We start from the raw sequence: 17,007 nt of genomic DNA, 5'->3' as shown, positions 1-17,007 counted from the left end.
CATGCACGTCGCGGAGGCCGGCGAAGGGCCGCTGGTCCTGCTGCTGCACGGCTTCCCCGAGCTCTGGTACTCCTGGCGGCACCAGCTGACCGGGCTGGCCGCGGCCGGGTTCCGGGCCGTCGCCCCCGACCTGCGCGGCTACGGCCGGACCGAGTCCCCCACCGAGGCCGACCAGTACACGATCCACCACCTGGTCGGTGACGTCGTCGCCCTGATCGGGGCGCTCGGTGAGCGCCGGGCGGTGCTGGCCGGGCACGACTGGGGTTCGCAACTCGCCTGGCACACCGCGCTGATGCGGCCGGACCTGGTCCGCGGCGTGGCCGGGATGAGCATCCCCTACCGGCCCCGGCCGGGCCTGCCGCCGCTGCCGGCGATGCGCCGCGCCGCGGGCGAGCGCTTCTACATGCTGTACTTCCAGGAACCCGGCCGTGCCGAGGCCGAGTTGGGCCGGGACGTGCCCGCCGCACTGGTCCGGCTGCTGGCCGGCACCTCCGGGGCTGCGCCGGCCTTCGACCCCGCCGTTCCCGCGGACGGCGGCTTCCTGGACCTGTTCCCGGCGGACGCCCGGCGGCCCGACTGGCTGACCGGGGCCGACCTCGCCGTGTACGCCGGCGAGTTCGCCCGCACCGGCTTCACCGGCGGCCTCAACTGGTACCGCAACCTGCACCGCAACTGGGACCTCACGGCCCCGCTCAACCGGGCCCGGATCGAGCCGCCCGCGCTCTACCTGGCCGGCGACAACGACTTCGTCGTCCGGGATCTCGACCACGCCCGGCTCGCCGACGACCTCCGGCTGTGGGCGCCCGGGCTGCGGGAGGCACGGATCCTCCCCGGCTGCGGGCACTGGACCCAGCAGGAGCGGCCGGACGAGGTCACGGCCGCACTCGTCGGGTTCGCCTCCGCGCTCGACCGACCAGCCCCCTGACCAGCCCCCGATCACAAGCCCTGACCACGAACCCCGACCACCACCCCTTCCGATGGAGATGTCCACCATGAGCACCACCGCACCCGCCGCCGAACTGACCACCTGGCTGACCGACCGGGTCGCCTTCTACCTGGAGATCCCGGCCGAGCAGATCGCCCCGGACGTCAAGCTGGTCGAGTACGGCCTGGAGTCCGTCTACGCGCTGGCCCTGTGCGGCGACGTCGAGGACGAGTACGGGATCGAGGTCGAACCGACCCTCGCCTGGGACTACCCGACGGTCGACGCGCTGGTCGGCCTGCTCCAGGAGCGCCTGGCCACCGCGGCGACCCCGGCCTGACCCGGCGCGACGGAAACAGGAGGCCGGTCACATGCGCGCAGCCGTCACCCGTGCGGGGAAGCTCGTCGTCGAGGAGGTCCCCGACCCGGTGCCCCGGGCCGGGCAGGTGCTGGTGCGCACCCTGGCCTGCGGGATCTGCGGATCCGACCTGCACGCGCTCGACGACCCCGAGGCGTTCAACGACGTCGTCCGGCGTTCCGGCGGAACGGCGCACGACATCCGCGACGGGCTCGTGCTCGGGCACGAGTTCGCCGCGGAGATCGTCGACTACGGCCCCGGCACGGTCGGGGCGCTGCCGGTCGGCACCGTGGTCTGCGGCCCGCCGATCGGTGCCGGGCCGCAGGGCAACGGGATCATCGGCTACACGCCGGCCTACCCGGGCGGCTTCGGCGAGTACATGGTCCTCTCCGAGGCCTTCACCCTGCCGGTCCCGAACGGGCTCGACCCGCGCACGGCCGCGCTCACCGAGCCGTTCTCGGTGGCGGCGCGCGCCGTGCGGCGGGCCGAACTCGCGCCCGGCACGGTCACCATGGTGATCGGTCTCGGCCCGGTCGGCCTGGCCGTGGTGGCGGTGCTCAAGGCCCGCGGCCACGGCCCGGTGGTCGCGGTCGACTTCTCCCCCCGGCGCCGGGCGCTCGCCGCGCAGTTGGGAGCGGACCTGCTGATCGACCCCGCGGTGGAGTCCCCGTACGACCGGTGGACCTCGCTCGGCGTGATCCCCGGCATGATGGACCGGATGGCCGCCGAGTACCGGGGCCTGCGCCCCACCGAGGCCGCCGTCTTCGAGTGTGTCGGTGCCCCCGGCATGCTCGCCCGGGTCGTGGAGGGCGCCCCGGCCGCCGCCAGGATCGTCCTGGTCGGCGTCTGCCTGCGCCCCGACCCCATCGACCCCGGGCTGCTGGCCAACAAGGAGCTGGACATCAGGGGCTCCTTCGGCAGCAGTCCGGCCGAGTACCGGCAGACCCTGCGAGAGATCGCGGAAGGCCGGATCGACGCCGGTGCCGTCGTCACCGGCACCACCGGCCTGAACGGGCTGACCGGAGCCATCGCCGAACTCGGCGAGCCGGACCGCCACGCGAAGATCGTCGTGGATCCTTCGCTGGACCGTGCAGCCATTCGGTGAACGCGATCCGACACCTCTGGAGGACCAGTGATCACTGAACCCACATACCGGCGACTGCTCGACCTGTTCGACCGCGACCGGGTGCCCTACCGGCTGATGGACCATCCGCCGGAGGGCCGAACCGTCCACGCCAGCGAGCTGCGGGGCCACAAGCTCTCCGCCGCCGCGAAGTGCATGGTCGTCACCGTGACCAGGGCCGGCGCGACACCCTCGCACCGGCACGTGCTCGCCGTCGTCCCCGGCGACCGCCGGGTCAAGCTCAAGCAGGTGGCCCGGGCCTGCGGCGGCGGCCGGGCCCAGTTCGCCGACCAGGACACCGCCGAGCAGCTCGGCGGCACGGTGAGCGGAACGATCACCCCCTTCTCGTTCCACACCGAGCTCGCGGTGCTCGCCGACCCGGCGCTCTTCGAGGAGCCCGAGCTGTACTTCAACGCGGCCAGGCTGGACCGCTCGGTCGCCATCCCGGCCGCGGACTACCTCCGCGTCGCCGCACCGCAGGTGGTCACCATCACCTGATCCGGCGGCGGATCCGGCCGGGCGGCGCCCCTTCACCCCGGGGGCGCCGCCCGGCCAATTCCCATTAACCATTGCGGCGCGGCGGCCGCGCCCGCTTTGCCGGGTCCGCGGATTCCCAAGAAATAACCAAGAGATCGCGCTCCGCTTGACTACCCAGCGCCCGGTGCCAGAGACTCAGAGCGAGGTCGGCAAGGATTCAACCGGGGGATTGATTCGCCGTGCGCACTCTCCGCGCAAGGTCAATTCATGCTGCCCGCGCATTCCCTGGCGATCCGCCCATTTCTCCACTTCGCGGACTTTGGACGAGGGAATGCTCAGATCGCTCGGCCTCGATGCGTTGACCGAAGCCGTGTACAAGGAAATGCTCAAGGCGCCGACGAGCGGCACCGCCGCCATCGCGCAACGGCTCGGCCGCCCCGAGACCGAGGTCCGCGACGCCATGGACGAACTGGCCCGGCTGCTGCTGGTCCGGCCGTCCTGGCAGGAACCCGGGGAACTGCGGCCGGTGGAGCCCGAGGCCGGACTGCGCTCCCTGCTCGACCGCCGCGAGGCCGAGCTCCAGCGCCGCCTGGAGGAGGTCGAGTACGGCCGGCGCGAGCTGGCCCAGGTGGTCGCCGACTACGCGGACCTCACCAACACCCGCCAGCATCCGGACAGCGAGGTCCTCACCGGGATCGACGCCGTCCGGCTGCGGATCGAGTCGCTCGCCTCCGGCTGCGCCGAGGAGGTCATGGGCTTCGTCCCCTCCGGGGCGATGTCCCCCGCCAACATCGAGGCGAGCCGCCCGCTGGACACCTCGGTCCTGGGCCGCGGCGTCCGGATGCGCTCGATCTACCTGGAGAGCATCAAGAACGACAACGACACCATGACCTACGCCCGGCGGCTCACCGAACAGGGCGCCCAGGTCAGGGTCGCGCCGACGCTGCCGCCGCGGATGGTGATCTACGACCGCGCCACCGCGATCGTGCCGGTCGACCCGGCGGAGAGCCGCAAGGGCGCCCTGGTGCTGCGCGGCCACGGCGTGGTCAGCGCGCTCTGCGAACTCTTCGAACGGGTCTGGCAGAGCTCGCAGCCCGCCCTCGACACGCCCGCCACCGCCGGACCGGGACTGTCGCCGCGCTCCCAGGCGATCGTGGTCCTGCTCGCCAAGGGCCACACGGACGAGATGATCGCCCGCCGACTGGACGTGTCGGTGCGCACCGTCCGCCGGGAAACCGCCGACCTGGCAGCCCAGTTGGGTGCCCGGACGAAGTTCCAGGCCGGAATGATGGCGCTGCTCCAGGGCTGGGTCGACCCCGGCCTCGTGGGCTGAGCCCCCGACCGTTCCCCCCCGTGGCCACACCCTGCCACGTCACGGTCCTGACGGTCGTCACACCTGCCCCCCGCCGAAATGTGCGCACAGAATCGCTGCTGGGCGGAAAGCCGGCACACCGGTGCCGGATTCCTCCGCCCGTCGGCTCATCGTCCACAAACAGCAGGGGGAGACATGCACCTCGGTGTCCTGGGTCCGGTGGAGGTCCACGACGACGACGGCAGGATGGTCGAACTGCCCGGCACGAAGGTGCACACCGTGCTGGCCACGCTGATCCTCGCCGACGGGCAGACCGTCTCGGACGACCGGCTGAGCAGCATGCTGTGGGCGTGGGACCCGCCGACCACGATGAGCGCGCAGATCTACACCTACGTCTCACGGCTGCGCAAGCGGCTCGGCCCCGACGTCGAACTGGTCCGCCGCCCGCGCGGCTACCTGCTGCGGGCCGACCGGGCCGGGCTCGACCTCACCGAGTTCGAGCGCTCCGCCGGGGCCGGCCGGACGGCACTGGCCGGCCGCCGCTGGGCCGAGGCGGCCCGCGAACTGCGCAGCGCGCTGGACCTGGTGCGCGGCCCGGCCCTCACCAACGTCACCGAGCACCTCGCCGACGTCGAGCGGCCGCGGCTGGAGGAGCTGCACCTCGCGGCCCTGGAGGACTGGTTCGAGGCCGAGCTGGCACTCGGCCGGCACCACCGGCTGGTGCCCGACCTGACCGGCCTGACCGCCGAGCACCCGATGCGCGAGCGGATGCGGGCCCAGCTGATGACCGCCCTCTACCGCTGCGGCCGGCAGTCCGACGCGCTCGCCGTCTTCCACTCCGGGCGCCGGATCCTCGCCGAGGAGCTCGGCGTCGACCCCGGCGAGGAGCTGGCCGGCGTCCACATGGGCGTGCTGGACGGCAGCCTCGCGCAGCACGCGCCCGAACCGGTGTCCGAACCGGTCGCGCTGCGGCCCGCCGCCCCCGCCATGCTGCCGCCGGACCTGCCCGACTTCACCGGCCGGCAGCACGAACTCGACCGGTTGCTCGACCTGGTGGAGCCGCACCCGATCGCCCGCACCCGGCGCGCCTTCCTCACCGGCCCGGCCGGCATCGGCAAGTCCGCGCTCGCCGTGCACGCCGCGCACCTGCTGCGCGAGCGGTTCCCCGACGGCCAGCTGTACGCCGACCTCGGCGACGGCGAGAGTGCTGCCAAGGACCCGGCCGAGGTCCTGACCTGCTTCCTGCGCGCGCTCGGCGTCGAACCGGCCGGACGCGACCTCGGCCTGGACGAACTCACCCGGCTCTACCGCACCCACAGCGCCGGCCGCCGGCTGCTCGTGCTGCTCGACAACGCGCCCGGCACCGGCCGGATCACCGCGCTGATGCCCACCGGACCGGACGCGGCCGTCATCGTCACCAGCCGCCGGCACCTGACCGGTGCCTCGGCCCGCGACACCACCGTGCTCGCGCCGTTCACCGCGGACGAGTCGACGGACCTGCTCGCCGCCGTCGCCGGGGAGCGGATCGGGGCCGACCCGCGGGCCGCCCGGGAGATCGCCGCCGCCTGCGCCGGACTGCCGCTGGCCGTCCGGATCGCCGGGGTCCGGCTGGCCGCCCGGCCGTCGTGGTCCGCGGCCCGGCTGGCCGACCGGCTGGCCGACCCCGACACCCGGCTCGACGAGCTGAGCTTCGGCGAACTCCGGGTCCGCGAGAGCCTGCTGCGCTCGCTGGACGGCGTCGACGAGCGGACCCGGCGGGTCCTGCCCGCGCTGTCCGCTTTCGGCACCGGCGCCTTCCCCGCCGAGGCCGCCGCCCGGCTGCTCCGGCTGCCCGAGGTCACCGTCGAGGGTGCCCTGGAGGAGCTGGTCGACGCCCGGCTGCTGGAGCCCGTCGCCGGACGGCCCGGCGGCTCCGCCTACCGGCTGCCCGAGCTGGTGCTGCTGCTCACCGCCGGCCTCGGCGACGACTCCCGGCACGACTACCCGGACCCCTGGCGCGGCCTCGCCCGCGCGGTGGTCAACCTCCGCCCGACGGGCTGAGCCGGTCCGGTGCGCCCGGGCCCGGCCGTGGGATCCCCCGCGGCCGGGCCCGGGCGCGTCCGCGTCGTACGGGCGGACCGGACCGGGGCTCGGCCGCGGGTCTCCGCCCGGCCCCGGGCTCAGCCGCGGGTCTCCGCCCGGACCGTCGGGCTCAGCGCGACCGTCAGGGTCAGCACCAGCAGCACCGCGCCGATGGCCAGCCCGGTCCGGGCGGCGCCGAGGTGGGCCAGCGCGTAGCCGCCCAGCAGCGAGCCGAGCGCGTTCGCCCCCGAGGTCAGGAAGGCCGAGGTGCCCATCACCCGCCCCTGCAGCTCCTCCGGCGTGGTCCTCGCCATGTAGACGCTGCCGGAGACGTTGAACACGCTGGCGACGAACATCACCACCGTCGCCACCGCCGCGATCACCACCACGTCGTGCTGCACGGCCAGCAGCGGGATCAGCACCAGCCAGATCAGATGGCCGAGCACCGCCGTGGTGTACAGGCCGAACCGCGCCGACCACCAGCCCGCGGCCAGCGCGCCCAGCAGGGCGCCGGTCCCGCCGACCGCCGACACCACGCCCAGCGTCGTCGGGGTGCCGCCGTTCTCCTTGATCACCACCATCAGGGTCAGGCCCAGCACCTGGAACACCAGGTTGCTGCCGGCGAAGACCCCCGTCATGATCCGCAGGAAGCGCCGCCGCCAGAGCCAGACCAGACCGTCCTTGATGTCCACGTGCAGCCGCTTGGGCGGCTCCGACCTGACCGGGCGCAGATCCCGGCGGATCAGCACCAGGCAGACCAGGGCGACCGCGTTGAGGGCCGCCGTCAGGGCGAACGGCAGCCAGCGGACCAGGGTGAACACCAGGCCGCTGAGCGGCTGCCCGAGCAGGCCGATCGCCGCGCCCCGGGCCTGGTTCTGCGACAGCGCGGCCGGCAGCTGACCGACCGGGACGACACTGCGCACGGCCGCCTGCTCGGCGGTCCCGTACAGGATGCCCAGGGTGCCCTCGACGAAGGCGGCGGCCAGCACCAGCGGCAGCCACACCGCCCCGTGCCAGGCCGCCACCGCCACCGCGGCGAAGGCGAGCAGCCGGACGAGGTCGCACCAGAGCATCACCCGGCGGCGGTCCCAGCGGTCCACCAGCGCCCCGGCCGGCAGCTGGACCAGCAGATTGGGCAGGGTCGCGGCGAAGCCCACCGCGCCGGTGGCGGTCGCCGAGCCGGTCTGCCAGAGCACCAGCATCGGATACGCCACCATGCTGACGGTGGAGCCGAAGCGGGAGACGCCCGCGCCGATCCAGAGTCGGAGGAAGTCCTTGTTCGCGCGCAGCGGCGGGTCGGGTCGCGGATCGTTCCGGCCGTCGGCGTCGGTCGCCCCGGGGGCGATCAGGTCGGTCATGTCCGGAGCCTGGCCGTCCCGCCTATCCCGTCCCTATACGACCGGACGGCGGGCCGGGCCCGGCCGCGGCGGCGGCGCGGATATCGGCCGGGTATAGAACCCCCCGCGATCCTGTCCGGCGGCCACCGGTCCGGGTGGCACCGAGCGAGACGAAGGGGCTCCCACGATGGGCACGGGCACTGGCTGGAAGCCGTACGAGATCTACCCGGAGACCGGTGCGCCGGGCGTCGACGGGCTGCTGTCCCGGCTCGCCGCCGAGGGTGACCCGCAGGCGCTGCTCGACCGGGAGAAGGCGCTGGTGTTCCGCGGCTTCGGCGTGACCGAGGAGCGGGTCGACGAGGTGCTGGACCGGCTGCTGCCCAACCGGCTCGCCTATGTGCACGGCAACTCCCCGCGCACCAAGGTCGGCAAGAACGTCTACACCTCCACCGAGTACCCGGCCGAGTTCACCATCTCGATGCACAACGAGCTCTCCTACGCGCACAGTTGGCCGAGCCGGCTGGCCTTCTGCTGCGTCACCGCGGCGGAGACCGGCGGCGCCACCCCGGTGGTCGACGCGGCGCTGTGGCTGGAGTCGCTGGACGACGCGGTGCGCGAGCGCTTCGCCGGCGGCGTCCGGTACACCCAGAACCTGCACGGCGGCCTCGGTCTCGGCAAGAGCTGGCAGGACACCTTCGAGACCGACGAGCGCGACCGGGTGGACTCCTTCCTCGCCGCCGCGGGCGCCGAGGCCGAGTGGCGCCGGGACGGCGGCCTCCGGGTCACCCAGCACCGGCCGGCCACCGTCCGCCACCCGCGCACCGGCGCCGAGGTGTGGTTCAACCAGTCCGACCAGTGGCACCCCGCCGCCCTCGGCGACGAGACCGCCGCCGCCCTGGCCCGGCTGCTGCCGGCCGACCAACTGCCGCAGTCGGTGACCTTCGCCGACGGCTCGCCGATCCCGGCCGAGGACGTGGTCCAGGTCCGCGACCGGGGCCTCGCCGCGGCGGTGGACGTCGACTGGCGCCGGGGCGACGTCCTGCTGATCGACAATGTGCTGGTCGCACACGGACGGCGCCCGTTCACCGGGGCCCGACGGGTCCTGGTGGCCATGTCGGACTGACCCCCGCGGAGCCCCCCCTGGCAACACCCTGCCATGGCAGCACCATGGCTCCGGGATCTGCTGACACCCCGTTCCGCCCCGTGTGAGGATCGATTCCAGACGGCAGGAAACGCGCCGAACCGCGCGAAACCGCCGCAAACACATTGGATCTGGTGCATCGACGACACCGACGCACCGACACTGGGGGTTCCACCGTGACCAGCACCGCCTTCCTCGCCCGTCGTCTCTCCCCGGCCGCCGGCCTCCTGCTCGCCGCCGCCGCGTTCGCCGGGCCCGCCACCGCCACCGCGGTCACCCACCTCCCGACCACCGCCGCCTCCGTCGCCGACGGCCTGGGCATCACCGCCGGCGTCGAGGCCGCCCCGGGCGGCACCGTCGTCGTCGCCATGAACAACGGCTGGGACTGACCTGCGCAAAGGCCGTAGAGTCCGGGGTGCCGGGGCAACCGCGCCCGGCCCCGGAACACCGCCCGGATCACCGCCCGGGAAACGCCCCGGGCACCCGTCCGGCAGGCGGCCGGAGCACGACCCGGGCACCGTCCCGGCCAGCGGTCGGGGAGGGGATCCGGGTGACGTCGGCGAGCGGGACCGCACGACCGTCCCGGCGGCCGCGCCGGGGACCGGCGGCACCGGACCTGTGGCGCGCCGGCGCCCACCTCGCCACCGACGGCCTCGCCGCCTTCGCCGGACTCGCCGTCCTGCTCACCCTGGTGACCGGGATCTGCCTGCTGCCGGTCGCCCTGACCGGCCTGCCGGTCGTCCTCCTCGCCGGCCGGGCCCTGCACCTCCTCGCCGCGGCCGAACGCGCCCGACACGCCGCCACCGGCGGCCCCGACCTCCCCGCCCCACCGCTCCCCGGGCTCTCCGCCGCGGCCCCGCTGCGCTCCGCCCGCGCCCTCGCCACCGACCGCGGCACCCGGCGGCAGGCCGGCTACTTCCTCGCCCTGCTGCCGCTGTCCGTACTCACCAACGGCGGCGCGGTCCTCGCCTGGGCCGTCCCGCTCACCCTGCTCGCCCTCCCCGCCTACTGGTCCCGGCTGCCCGACGGGCACGCCGTGCTCGGCCCGCTCACCGTGGACAGCACCGGGACCGCCCTGCTCGTGGCCCTCGCCGCGGCGCTCACCGGGTTCTTCCTCTCACCGCCCGCGGTCCTGGCCCTGCGCGCCCTGGACACCGCACTCGCGCGCGCCCTGCTCGCCCCTCCCCGGGACCAGCAACTCACCCGCCGGGTCGAGGAACTGACCGAGAGCCGGGCCCAACTGGTGCGCGCCGTGGAGGAGGAGCGCCGCCGGATCGAACGCGATCTGCACGACGGCGCCCAACAGCGCCTGGTCGCCGTCTCGATGACCCTCGGCCGGGCCGTCTCCCGGCTGCGGAGGAGCGGCGACGACGACACCCGGCAGATCGTCGAACAGGCCCGCACCGACGCCCGCGCCGCCATCGCCGAACTGCGCGACCTGGCCCGCGGCCTGCACCCGCCGGTGCTCACCGACCGGGGCCTGGAGGCCGCGCTCTCCGCCGTCGCCGCCCGCTCCCCCGTCCCCGTCCGGCTCGACGTCCGGGCCGAACCGCGCCCGCCCGCCGCCGTCGAGGCCGTCGCCTACTTCGTGGTCAGCGAGGCGCTGACCAACGTCGCCAAGCACGCCCGGGCCGGCAGCGCCTGGGTGGAGATCCGCCGGGCCGGCGACCGGCTCACCGTTACCATCGGCGACGACGGCCGCGGGGGCGCCGACCCCGCCGGGGGCAGCGGGCTGTCCGGACTGGCCGGACGGGTCGCCGCCGTGGACGGCCGGCTGCGGGTGACCAGCCCCGCGGGCGGACCGACCCTGATCGAAGTGGATGTGCAATGCGGGTAGTGATCGCCGAGGACTCCACCCTGCTGCGGCAGGGCATCGCGCTGCTGCTCACCGAGGCCGGCCTGGAGGTCGTCGCCGCCGTCGCCGACGGCGAGGCCCTGCTGCGCGCCGTCGCCGAGCACCACCCCGACGTCGTCGTCACCGACGTCCGGATGCCGCCGACCTTCGTCGACGAGGGCCTGCGCGCCGCGCTCGCGATCCGCGCCGAACGGCCCGGGACCGGGGTGCTCGTGCTCTCCCAGTACGTCGAGGAGCGGTACGCCGTCGAACTGGTCGGCAGCGGCGGCAGCGGCATCGGCTACCTGCTGAAGGACCGGGTCGACGACGTCGACGACTTCGTCGCGGCCCTGGAGCGGATCGGTGCCGGGGAGACCGTGCTCGACCCCGAGGTGGTCAAGCAGCTGCTGGCCCGCGGCGGCCGGCGCGACCCGCTGGCCGCGCTCAGCGCCCGCGAGCTGGACGTGCTGAAGCTGATGGCCGAGGGCGCGTCCAACACCGACATCGCCGAGGGCCTGACGATCAGCATGAGCGCCGTCGGCAAGCACATCAACAGCATCTTCACCAAGCTCGACCTGCCGAAGGTGGACGGCGGGCACCGCCGGGTGCTGGCCGTCCTGCGCTACCTGGGAGCCTGAGATCACTGCCGAGCCCGGCCCGAACGGGACGACGCCCGCCCGTGCCCGGTGGATCGTCACCGCCGGGCTCGCCGTCCTGGCCCTCTCCGTCGCCGCCGCCTCCTGGGGAGTCGTCTCGCTGCTCTCCTCCGAGCGCCACTACGCCGGGACCCTGCGCGCCGACGCCGCCGACAGCACCCGACTGCGGATCGAGGCCGGCAGCGCCGGGGTCGCCCTGACCCCGGGCGACGACTCGGTGGTGCGGGTGTCGGCCACCGGCAGCTACCTGGGGGCGGAGCCCGGGGTCACGGTCAGCACCGCCGGTGGCGAGGTGCTGGTCCGGACCGAGTGCGGGGCGGAGTGCTCCCTGCAACTGCGGGTCACCGTGCCGGCCGGGCTGGCCGCCTCGGTCGAGTCCGCCGCCGGCGAGATCGCCGCGAGCGGCCTCGGCGGCGCACTGGACCTGACCAGCCGCAGCGGGACGATCCGCGTCGTGGGCTCGGCCGGTCCGCTGGCGCTGCGCAGCGACTCGGGCAGCGTGACGGTGACCGACAGCCGCTCGCCCGGCGTCCGGATCAGCACCGGGAACGGCACCGTCCGGGCCGCCTTCGCGGCCCCGCCCACCGGTGTGGAGATCACCACCGGCGACGGCGGCGCCGACCTCTCGGTGCCCGGCGGGGCCGAGTACTCGATCGACGCCCGCAGCACCGCGGGCACCCCGCCGCAGATCAACCTGCCGGTCGACCGCAACGCGAGCCGCACGATCACCGTCCGCACCGACCACGGCGCGATCACGATCCGCTAGCGCGTGGTGCCCCGCTGCTCGGCGACCACGCGTTCCACCACCGTCATGGCGTTCAGGGCGCGCGGGAAGCCGGCGAACGGCACGATGTGCATCACCGCCTCGACCACCTGCTCGACGGTCAGGCCCACCGTGAACGCCGCCCGGACGTGGGCGGCCAGCTGCGGCTCGGCGTCGCCGAGGGCGGCGAGCACACCGAGGGTGACCAGCTGGCGTTCCGGGGTGGTCAGCCCGCCCCGGGCGTAGATGTCCCCGAACGCGAACTCCGCCGCGTACCGGGCGAGGTCCGGCGCGATGCCGTCGACCGCGTCGAGGTGCGGGGTGTGCCCGCCGGTGATCCTGGCCATTTCGGCCAGGCCCCGGGCCAGCCGGTCGTCAGTGGTCGGCGGCGTACTCAATGCTCTCCTCCAGGGTGAGGTCCGGTTCCGCCCCCGGTCCCGGGCGGCGGACGGTGACCAGGCCGGGCGGCGCGGTCACCCGGGCGCCCGCCGGGACGTCCTCGGTGACGAGGGCCCCGGCGCCGATCAGTGCGTCGTCGCCGATCAGGACCGGCCCGAGCACCGTGGCACCGGCGCCCAGCACCACCCGGTCGCCGACGACGGGGTGCCGCCGGGCGCCGGGGGCCCGGCCGTTGTCGCGCCACCAGCCCACGGCACCGAGGGTGACCTGGTGGTAGATGGTGACGTCGTCGCCGACCACCGCCATCTCGCCGATCACCACGCCGGCGCCGTGGTCGACGAAGACCCGCCGGCCGAGCGTGGCCCCGGGGTGGATCTCCACCCCGCCGGACGCCAGCCGGCCCAGGTTGCCGACCAGCCGGGCGGCCAGCCGGTGCCCGCGCAGGTGCAGCCCGTGCGCGAGCCGGTACGTCCACAGCGCGGGCAGCGCCGGGTGCAGCAACGCCTCCCGGCGCCGCCGCACCGACGGGTCCCGGGCCACGATCACGTCCAGGTCCTCGCGGGCGGTCGCGACCGCCCGTGCCGGCAACCGCTCAGGACGCCGCCCGGGCATACGCCCGCTCCCACTCCTCGGCGGCACCGGCGTCCGGGAACACCGTCACCACCAGGTCGTCGGGGCCGAGCGCCGCCGCCGTCTCCCAGGCCACCTGCCAGTTGGCGGCGGCCGAGGTACCGATCCGCAGCCCGGTGCGGGCCTCGAAGCGGACCATCGCGTCCAGTGCCGCGCCGTACCCGACGCTGCGGTGGTCCGCGTCGGCGGCCAGGCCGGCCACGAAGGGCTGGCGCACCCCGTGACCCAGGCCGCCGGAGCCGGCGAACTTGGTGAGCCCGTTGGGCGGGCCCTCGGTGCCGTACGGCATCTCGCCGGGGGTGTTGCCGAGGACCACCAGGTCCGGGAACTCCCGGCGCAGGGCCCGGGCGACGCCGGTGAGGGTGCCGCCGGTGCCGATCGCCGCCACCCAGTGGGTGGGCCGGCGGCCGTCCAGCTGCGCGAGGATCTCCTGGCCGGTGCTCCACTCGTGCACGGCCACGTTGGCCTGGTTGCGCATCTGGTGCAGCAGGGTCCAGGACGGGTCCTCGGCCTTGGCGGCGAAGGCCCGGTCGATGATCCCGGCGATGCCGAGCTCCACCGGGACCGGGTCGACCCGCACCCCGCTGGCGGTGATCTGCCGCAGCCAGCTGTCCGGGATCGTGCTCGGCACGGCGAACCGCATCGGGATCCCGGTGATCCGGCCCAGCTGCCCGAAGGAGCGGACCAGGCTGCCGCCGGAGTAGTCCAGCAGCTTCAGCGGCCCCGGGCCCTCGTGCTCCAGCACGGCGCGGCAGAGCAGCGCGTACGCCACCCGGTCCTTGACCGAGCCGGTGGGGTTCTCGAACTCGCACTTGGCGACGATCCGGGCGCCACCGGCGGGCGCCGGGACGTCCAGCAGGGTGGTGCCGCCGAGCCGGGCCCGGAAGTAGCGCAGACCGGGGTGGCGCTCCAGGACGGGGGTGTCGTCCGGGAGTCCGGCCGCGCCCGCGGTGACCGGTTCGGTCATCCGCGGCCCGCCGGCCACCGCCGCCGGTGCCTCGTCGACCCGCGTCATGCGTTCGCCTCCTCGCGGGGCCGTTTGCGGAACAGCACGTGCAGGGTCATCCGGAACACCGGACGGCCCGAGGTGTCGGTGAGTTCGCACCGGTGCCGCAGCACCGAGCAGTCCGGGCGGCTGAGCGAGGGCCCCGGTCCGCCGACCACGGTCGCGGTGCCGCGCAGCACGTCGCCGGGTCGCACCGGGCTGAACCAGCGCAGTTCGTCGACGCCGGGCGAGGCCGCGACCGCGGCCCCGCTGAGCAGGCCGTCGACGTAGAGCCGCTGGAACATGGCCGCGGTGTGCCAGCCGCTGGCGATCAGCCCGCCGAAGCCGTGCCGTTCGCCGAACTCCTCGCCGAGGTGGAACGGCTGCGGGTCGAACTCGGCGGCGAACGCCAGCAGTTCGTCCGCGGTGACCTCGACGCTGCCGAGGTCGAAGGTGTCGCCGGGGGCGAAGTCCTCCGCGTAGCGCATCTCGGCCCCCATCAGTCGACGCCGGCGAGCAGGTACTTGTCGGCCACGCGGCGCAGCGTGCGGAAGTCCTCGATGTCCAGGTTCTGGACGTCGACCGGGACCTCGGTGAGGCGGCCGAGCAGGTAGACGAACTCGGCGAAGGCCAGCGAGTCGACCAGCCGGTTCTCGATCAGGTCGAGGTCCGGGTCGATCTCGGTGTACTGCGGATTCTTGTCCAGGATCCACTGCTCCAGCCGCTGCAGGGGCGTCGGCACGGTGTCCTCCTCGCTCTCGGTGCCGTCCGGGGCCGGACGGTCCTGTCTGGTGGTACGGGTCGGGCTGGAGACCGCCATCGCGACCGCGTAGTCCCCGTCGTGGCTGATGCTGATGTCGATGGCGTGCACGCCCGCCTCCTCGGCGAGCGCGGCGATCCGGCCGCTGAGCGTCGCCCGGGGGGCGCCGCCGGGCTGCCGGCTGACCTCGACCTCCAGCCACGGGAGCACGATGTCGCGGGCGCGCAGCAGCTTGAAGACCGCCTCCTTGGCGGCGATCCGCCCGCTCGCGGTGAGCAGGTCGAGGCCCACCGCGGTGGCGCTGTCGGCGAGTTCGCGCGCGGTCAGCATGGTGGTCAGGATGCCGGGACCGTGGTCGCGCAGGAGGTCCCGGACCCGGTCGGTGCGGACGATGTCCACGCCGACCCGGACGGCTCCCTCCGCGGGGATCCCGTCGGTGCCCCGGAGCGGCCTCGGCCCAGCCGACATCGGCCTAGCCGACATCGGCCCGCGCACGGGCGACGGCGGTGAGCGCCGCGTCCCAGTCCCCGGCGAAGTGGTCGGCCAGCGCGTGCACCCAGCGTTCGAAGCCGAAGCCGACGCAGCTGGTGAAGGCCGGCCCCTCCTGCCCCTCGAGGCCGATGTCGCAGCGCTCGCCGAAGAAGTTGCGGTGGGTGTTGACCGAGGCGATGGCCGTGCCGCCGTACAGGAACTCGTACTTGACCGGGACCAGCCGCTGCATCAGGGCGCGCGGGCCCTCCCGGTCGAAGAACGGGTCGGTCGCGGCCTCCTTGACCACCGGCAGACCGATCGCGCGGGCGAACCGCCCGACGAGGTCCGCGTAGTGGTCGACGTGCCGCTGGGCGAAACCGGCGCTGCCGAGCGCCACCACCTCCCGCATCCGGAAGGACATCAGCCGGCGCAGCCCGTCGTAGTGCTCCTCGTTGCGGAAGCACTGGCCGACCAGGGTGACCGAGGTGTCCTCCGCGAGCACGGTGCCGGCGTGGCCCAGGTAGACGCCGTAGCAGACGGTGGAGGGCAGGGCGAGCGCCGCCGGGTCCAGGTCCGCCCCCGGGACGGCCCCGGCGGCGGCCGCCGCGACCGGGGCCGGACGGCCGTCGGCGAGGTCGAACCTGCTCGCGACCAGGGCCAGTTGGGGGAAGTTCTGGTAGAAGTCGAGCTTGGCGAGCCCGGCCACCGGCAGCAGTGCCGGGGCCGTCATCGGGCGGGCGCCGTCACGCAGCGCCCACTCGCGGAAGGTCTCGTCCAGCAGCCGGACCAGCTCGGTCGGCTCGGGGCCGAGGGTGGCGAATCCGCCCTCCGTGCTGAACGGGGGGCGCAGGGTCTCGGTCCGCATCCGTCAGACCGCCGCCGGGGCGAGCAGCTCGGCGTCCTTGAAGATGCCGGACTTCACCATGAACGAGACCGGCTTGCGCACCATCTTCCGCTCGAACGCGCGGCGGTTGGGGTCGCGCATGACGGCCGCGCGCACGGCCAGCGGGTCGTCCAGGCCGGCGTCCTCGTAGGCGTTGAGGCTGTAGAAGGAGTGCAGGCAGAACTGGATGTACTCCTTGAGGTAGCGCTCGACCCCGGCGAGCTCCTCCTCGTTCTTGGTCCGCTTCAGCTCCGCGTACAGCAGCGAGACCAGCTCGCGCCCGAAGGCGATGTGCCGGGACTCGTCGCGGTGGTGGATCCGGTTGACCTGGCGGACCGTCTCGGGCAGCGTCGCGTCGTCGGCCATGTAGGCGTTGTAGAAGTCGACGATCTCCTCGAACAGCAGGATCCGCGCGAAGACCAGGAAGTTCTCGGTCGCCTCGTCGCCGGGGACGGTCGTCTTGACCCGGGGGAACGGGTAGATCTTCTTCCCGTAGCGGCGGCAGAACTCGGCGAAGAACCACATGTGCTCGTTCTCCTCACCGATGAAGTGGTGGAAGAACTCCGAGGGCGCCTCGAATCCGGGCATGTGCACCCGGTTGACGACCTCGATCAGCAGCTCACGGATTCCGTGCACATTGAGGCTGTAGAAATTGACGCTCTCCCAGCGGGCGAGCCGCAGCAGCTGCTCCCGGTCGAGCTCGTCGAACGCCGGGGTGCCGTGGAGGCTGATCAGTTCCTTGCTCATCCACAGCTGGTCGGAGGGGAGTTCCTCCGGCCACTCGAACATCCGGTACGGGTTGTAGTAGTCGTCGATGGACATCCGGCCCAGACGATCCAGAATCTCGCGGAACCGGTCGGATCCTTCGATGGCAGTCTTCATGACCGCGAAGCTC

General features: G+C 74.1%; 19 protein-coding genes. 11 read left to right on the top strand and 8 right to left on the bottom strand.

Annotation, left to right across the window (positions count from 1 at the left end):
- Window position 1 precedes the first annotated feature (1 nt).
- The 6 genes from ACIPYS_RS12460 (at window position 2) to ACIPYS_RS12435 (ending at window position 6,232) form a co-directional block, all read left to right on the top strand.
- Window positions 2-925, top strand: coding sequence for an alpha/beta fold hydrolase (locus ACIPYS_RS12460; protein WP_400745861.1), 924 nt, complete (start codon window positions 2-4; stop codon window positions 923-925).
- Window positions 926-992: 67 nt separating this feature from the next.
- Window positions 993-1,262 (top strand): acyl carrier protein, encoded by a 270-nt coding sequence (locus tag ACIPYS_RS12455; protein WP_400745710.1) that lies wholly within the window; start codon window positions 993-995, stop codon window positions 1,260-1,262.
- A gap of 31 nt (window positions 1,263-1,293) precedes the next feature.
- Window positions 1,294-2,385 carry a zinc-binding dehydrogenase gene (locus tag ACIPYS_RS12450; RefSeq protein ID WP_400745708.1) on the top strand — a complete coding sequence of 364 codons (1,092 nt, stop codon included), beginning with the start codon at window positions 1,294-1,296 and terminating at the stop codon, window positions 2,383-2,385.
- A 27-nt stretch (window positions 2,386-2,412) separates the two neighbouring features.
- Entirely contained in the window at window positions 2,413-2,901 is a 489-nt protein-coding gene (locus ACIPYS_RS12445) for a YbaK/EbsC family protein (protein WP_391389258.1), read from the top strand.
- A gap of 337 nt (window positions 2,902-3,238) precedes the next feature.
- The gene (locus tag ACIPYS_RS12440) at window positions 3,239-4,213 is read left to right on the top strand and encodes a LuxR C-terminal-related transcriptional regulator (protein WP_400745707.1); all 975 of its coding nucleotides are present in this window, start codon (window positions 3,239-3,241) and stop codon (window positions 4,211-4,213) included.
- Between the two features lie 174 nt (window positions 4,214-4,387).
- Complete coding sequence (locus ACIPYS_RS12435; RefSeq protein ID WP_400745706.1) at window positions 4,388-6,232, top strand: BTAD domain-containing putative transcriptional regulator; 1,845 nt, start codon at window positions 4,388-4,390, stop codon at window positions 6,230-6,232.
- A 119-nt stretch (window positions 6,233-6,351) separates the two neighbouring features.
- On the opposite strand, the gene ACIPYS_RS12430 is transcribed toward ACIPYS_RS12435, so the two are convergent.
- On the bottom strand, window positions 6,352-7,611 hold the full coding sequence (locus ACIPYS_RS12430) for an MFS transporter (protein WP_400745705.1): 1,260 nt from the start codon (window positions 7,609-7,611) through the stop codon (window positions 6,352-6,354).
- Window positions 7,612-7,777: 166 nt separating this feature from the next.
- On the opposite strand from ACIPYS_RS12430, the gene ACIPYS_RS12425 reads away from it, so the two are divergent.
- The 5 genes from ACIPYS_RS12425 to ACIPYS_RS12405 all read left to right on the top strand — a co-directional run bounded on the left by ACIPYS_RS12425 (window position 7,778) and on the right by ACIPYS_RS12405 (window position 11,987).
- Entirely contained in the window at window positions 7,778-8,713 is a 936-nt protein-coding gene (locus ACIPYS_RS12425; RefSeq protein ID WP_400745704.1) for a TauD/TfdA family dioxygenase, read from the top strand.
- A gap of 194 nt (window positions 8,714-8,907) precedes the next feature.
- Window positions 8,908-9,120, top strand: a complete 213-nt coding sequence (locus ACIPYS_RS12420) for a hypothetical protein (RefSeq protein ID WP_400745703.1) — start codon at window positions 8,908-8,910, stop codon at window positions 9,118-9,120.
- Between the two features lie 161 nt (window positions 9,121-9,281).
- Complete coding sequence (locus ACIPYS_RS12415; protein WP_400745701.1) at window positions 9,282-10,568, top strand: sensor domain-containing protein; 1,287 nt, start codon at window positions 9,282-9,284, stop codon at window positions 10,566-10,568.
- Window positions 10,559-11,203, top strand: coding sequence for a response regulator (locus ACIPYS_RS12410; protein WP_391389269.1), 645 nt, complete (start codon window positions 10,559-10,561; stop codon window positions 11,201-11,203). Before ACIPYS_RS12415 ends, ACIPYS_RS12410 begins: the two co-directional genes overlap by 10 nt.
- A 244-nt stretch (window positions 11,204-11,447) precedes the next feature.
- Window positions 11,448-11,987 (top strand): DUF4097 family beta strand repeat-containing protein, encoded by a 540-nt coding sequence (locus ACIPYS_RS12405; RefSeq protein ID WP_400745699.1) that lies wholly within the window; start codon window positions 11,448-11,450, stop codon window positions 11,985-11,987.
- Here ACIPYS_RS12405 and ACIPYS_RS12400 read toward each other — a convergent pair.
- From ACIPYS_RS12400 to ACIPYS_RS12370, 7 genes are all read right to left on the bottom strand, one after another.
- Window positions 11,984-12,382, bottom strand: coding sequence for a carboxymuconolactone decarboxylase family protein (locus ACIPYS_RS12400; RefSeq protein WP_400745697.1), 399 nt, complete (start codon window positions 12,380-12,382; stop codon window positions 11,984-11,986). The two genes, ACIPYS_RS12405 and ACIPYS_RS12400, sit on opposite strands and share 4 nt — an antisense overlap.
- Complete coding sequence (epsC, locus tag ACIPYS_RS12395; RefSeq protein WP_400745695.1) at window positions 12,360-12,995, bottom strand: serine O-acetyltransferase EpsC; 636 nt, start codon at window positions 12,993-12,995, stop codon at window positions 12,360-12,362. Before epsC ends, ACIPYS_RS12400 begins: the two co-directional genes overlap by 23 nt.
- Entirely contained in the window at window positions 12,976-14,028 is a 1,053-nt protein-coding gene (locus ACIPYS_RS12390; protein ID WP_400745693.1) for a pyridoxal-phosphate dependent enzyme, read from the bottom strand. The genes epsC and ACIPYS_RS12390 overlap by 20 nt, the downstream gene beginning before the upstream one ends.
- Window positions 14,025-14,498: a MaoC family dehydratase gene (locus ACIPYS_RS12385; protein ID WP_400745691.1), complete on the bottom strand. Its 474-nt coding sequence runs from the start codon at window positions 14,496-14,498 to the stop codon at window positions 14,025-14,027. Before ACIPYS_RS12385 ends, ACIPYS_RS12390 begins: the two co-directional genes overlap by 4 nt.
- Entirely contained in the window at window positions 14,498-15,157 is a 660-nt protein-coding gene (locus ACIPYS_RS12380) for a holo-ACP synthase (protein WP_400745689.1), read from the bottom strand. The genes ACIPYS_RS12385 and ACIPYS_RS12380 overlap by 1 nt, the downstream gene beginning before the upstream one ends.
- A gap of 73 nt (window positions 15,158-15,230) precedes the next feature.
- On the bottom strand, window positions 15,231-16,094 hold the full coding sequence (locus ACIPYS_RS12375) for a hypothetical protein (RefSeq protein WP_400745687.1): 864 nt from the start codon (window positions 16,092-16,094) through the stop codon (window positions 15,231-15,233).
- Window positions 16,095-16,097: 3 nt separating this feature from the next.
- On the bottom strand, window positions 16,098-16,994 hold the full coding sequence (locus ACIPYS_RS12370) for a diiron oxygenase (RefSeq protein ID WP_400745685.1): 897 nt from the start codon (window positions 16,992-16,994) through the stop codon (window positions 16,098-16,100).
- Window positions 16,995-17,007: the final 13 nt, after the last annotated feature.

It is taken from the genome of Kitasatospora sp. NPDC089913 (genome assembly GCF_044748625.1).
Lineage (GTDB): Bacteria > Actinomycetota > Actinomycetes > Streptomycetales > Streptomycetaceae > Kitasatospora.
This window is presented reverse-complemented; position numbering and strand designations above follow the sequence as displayed.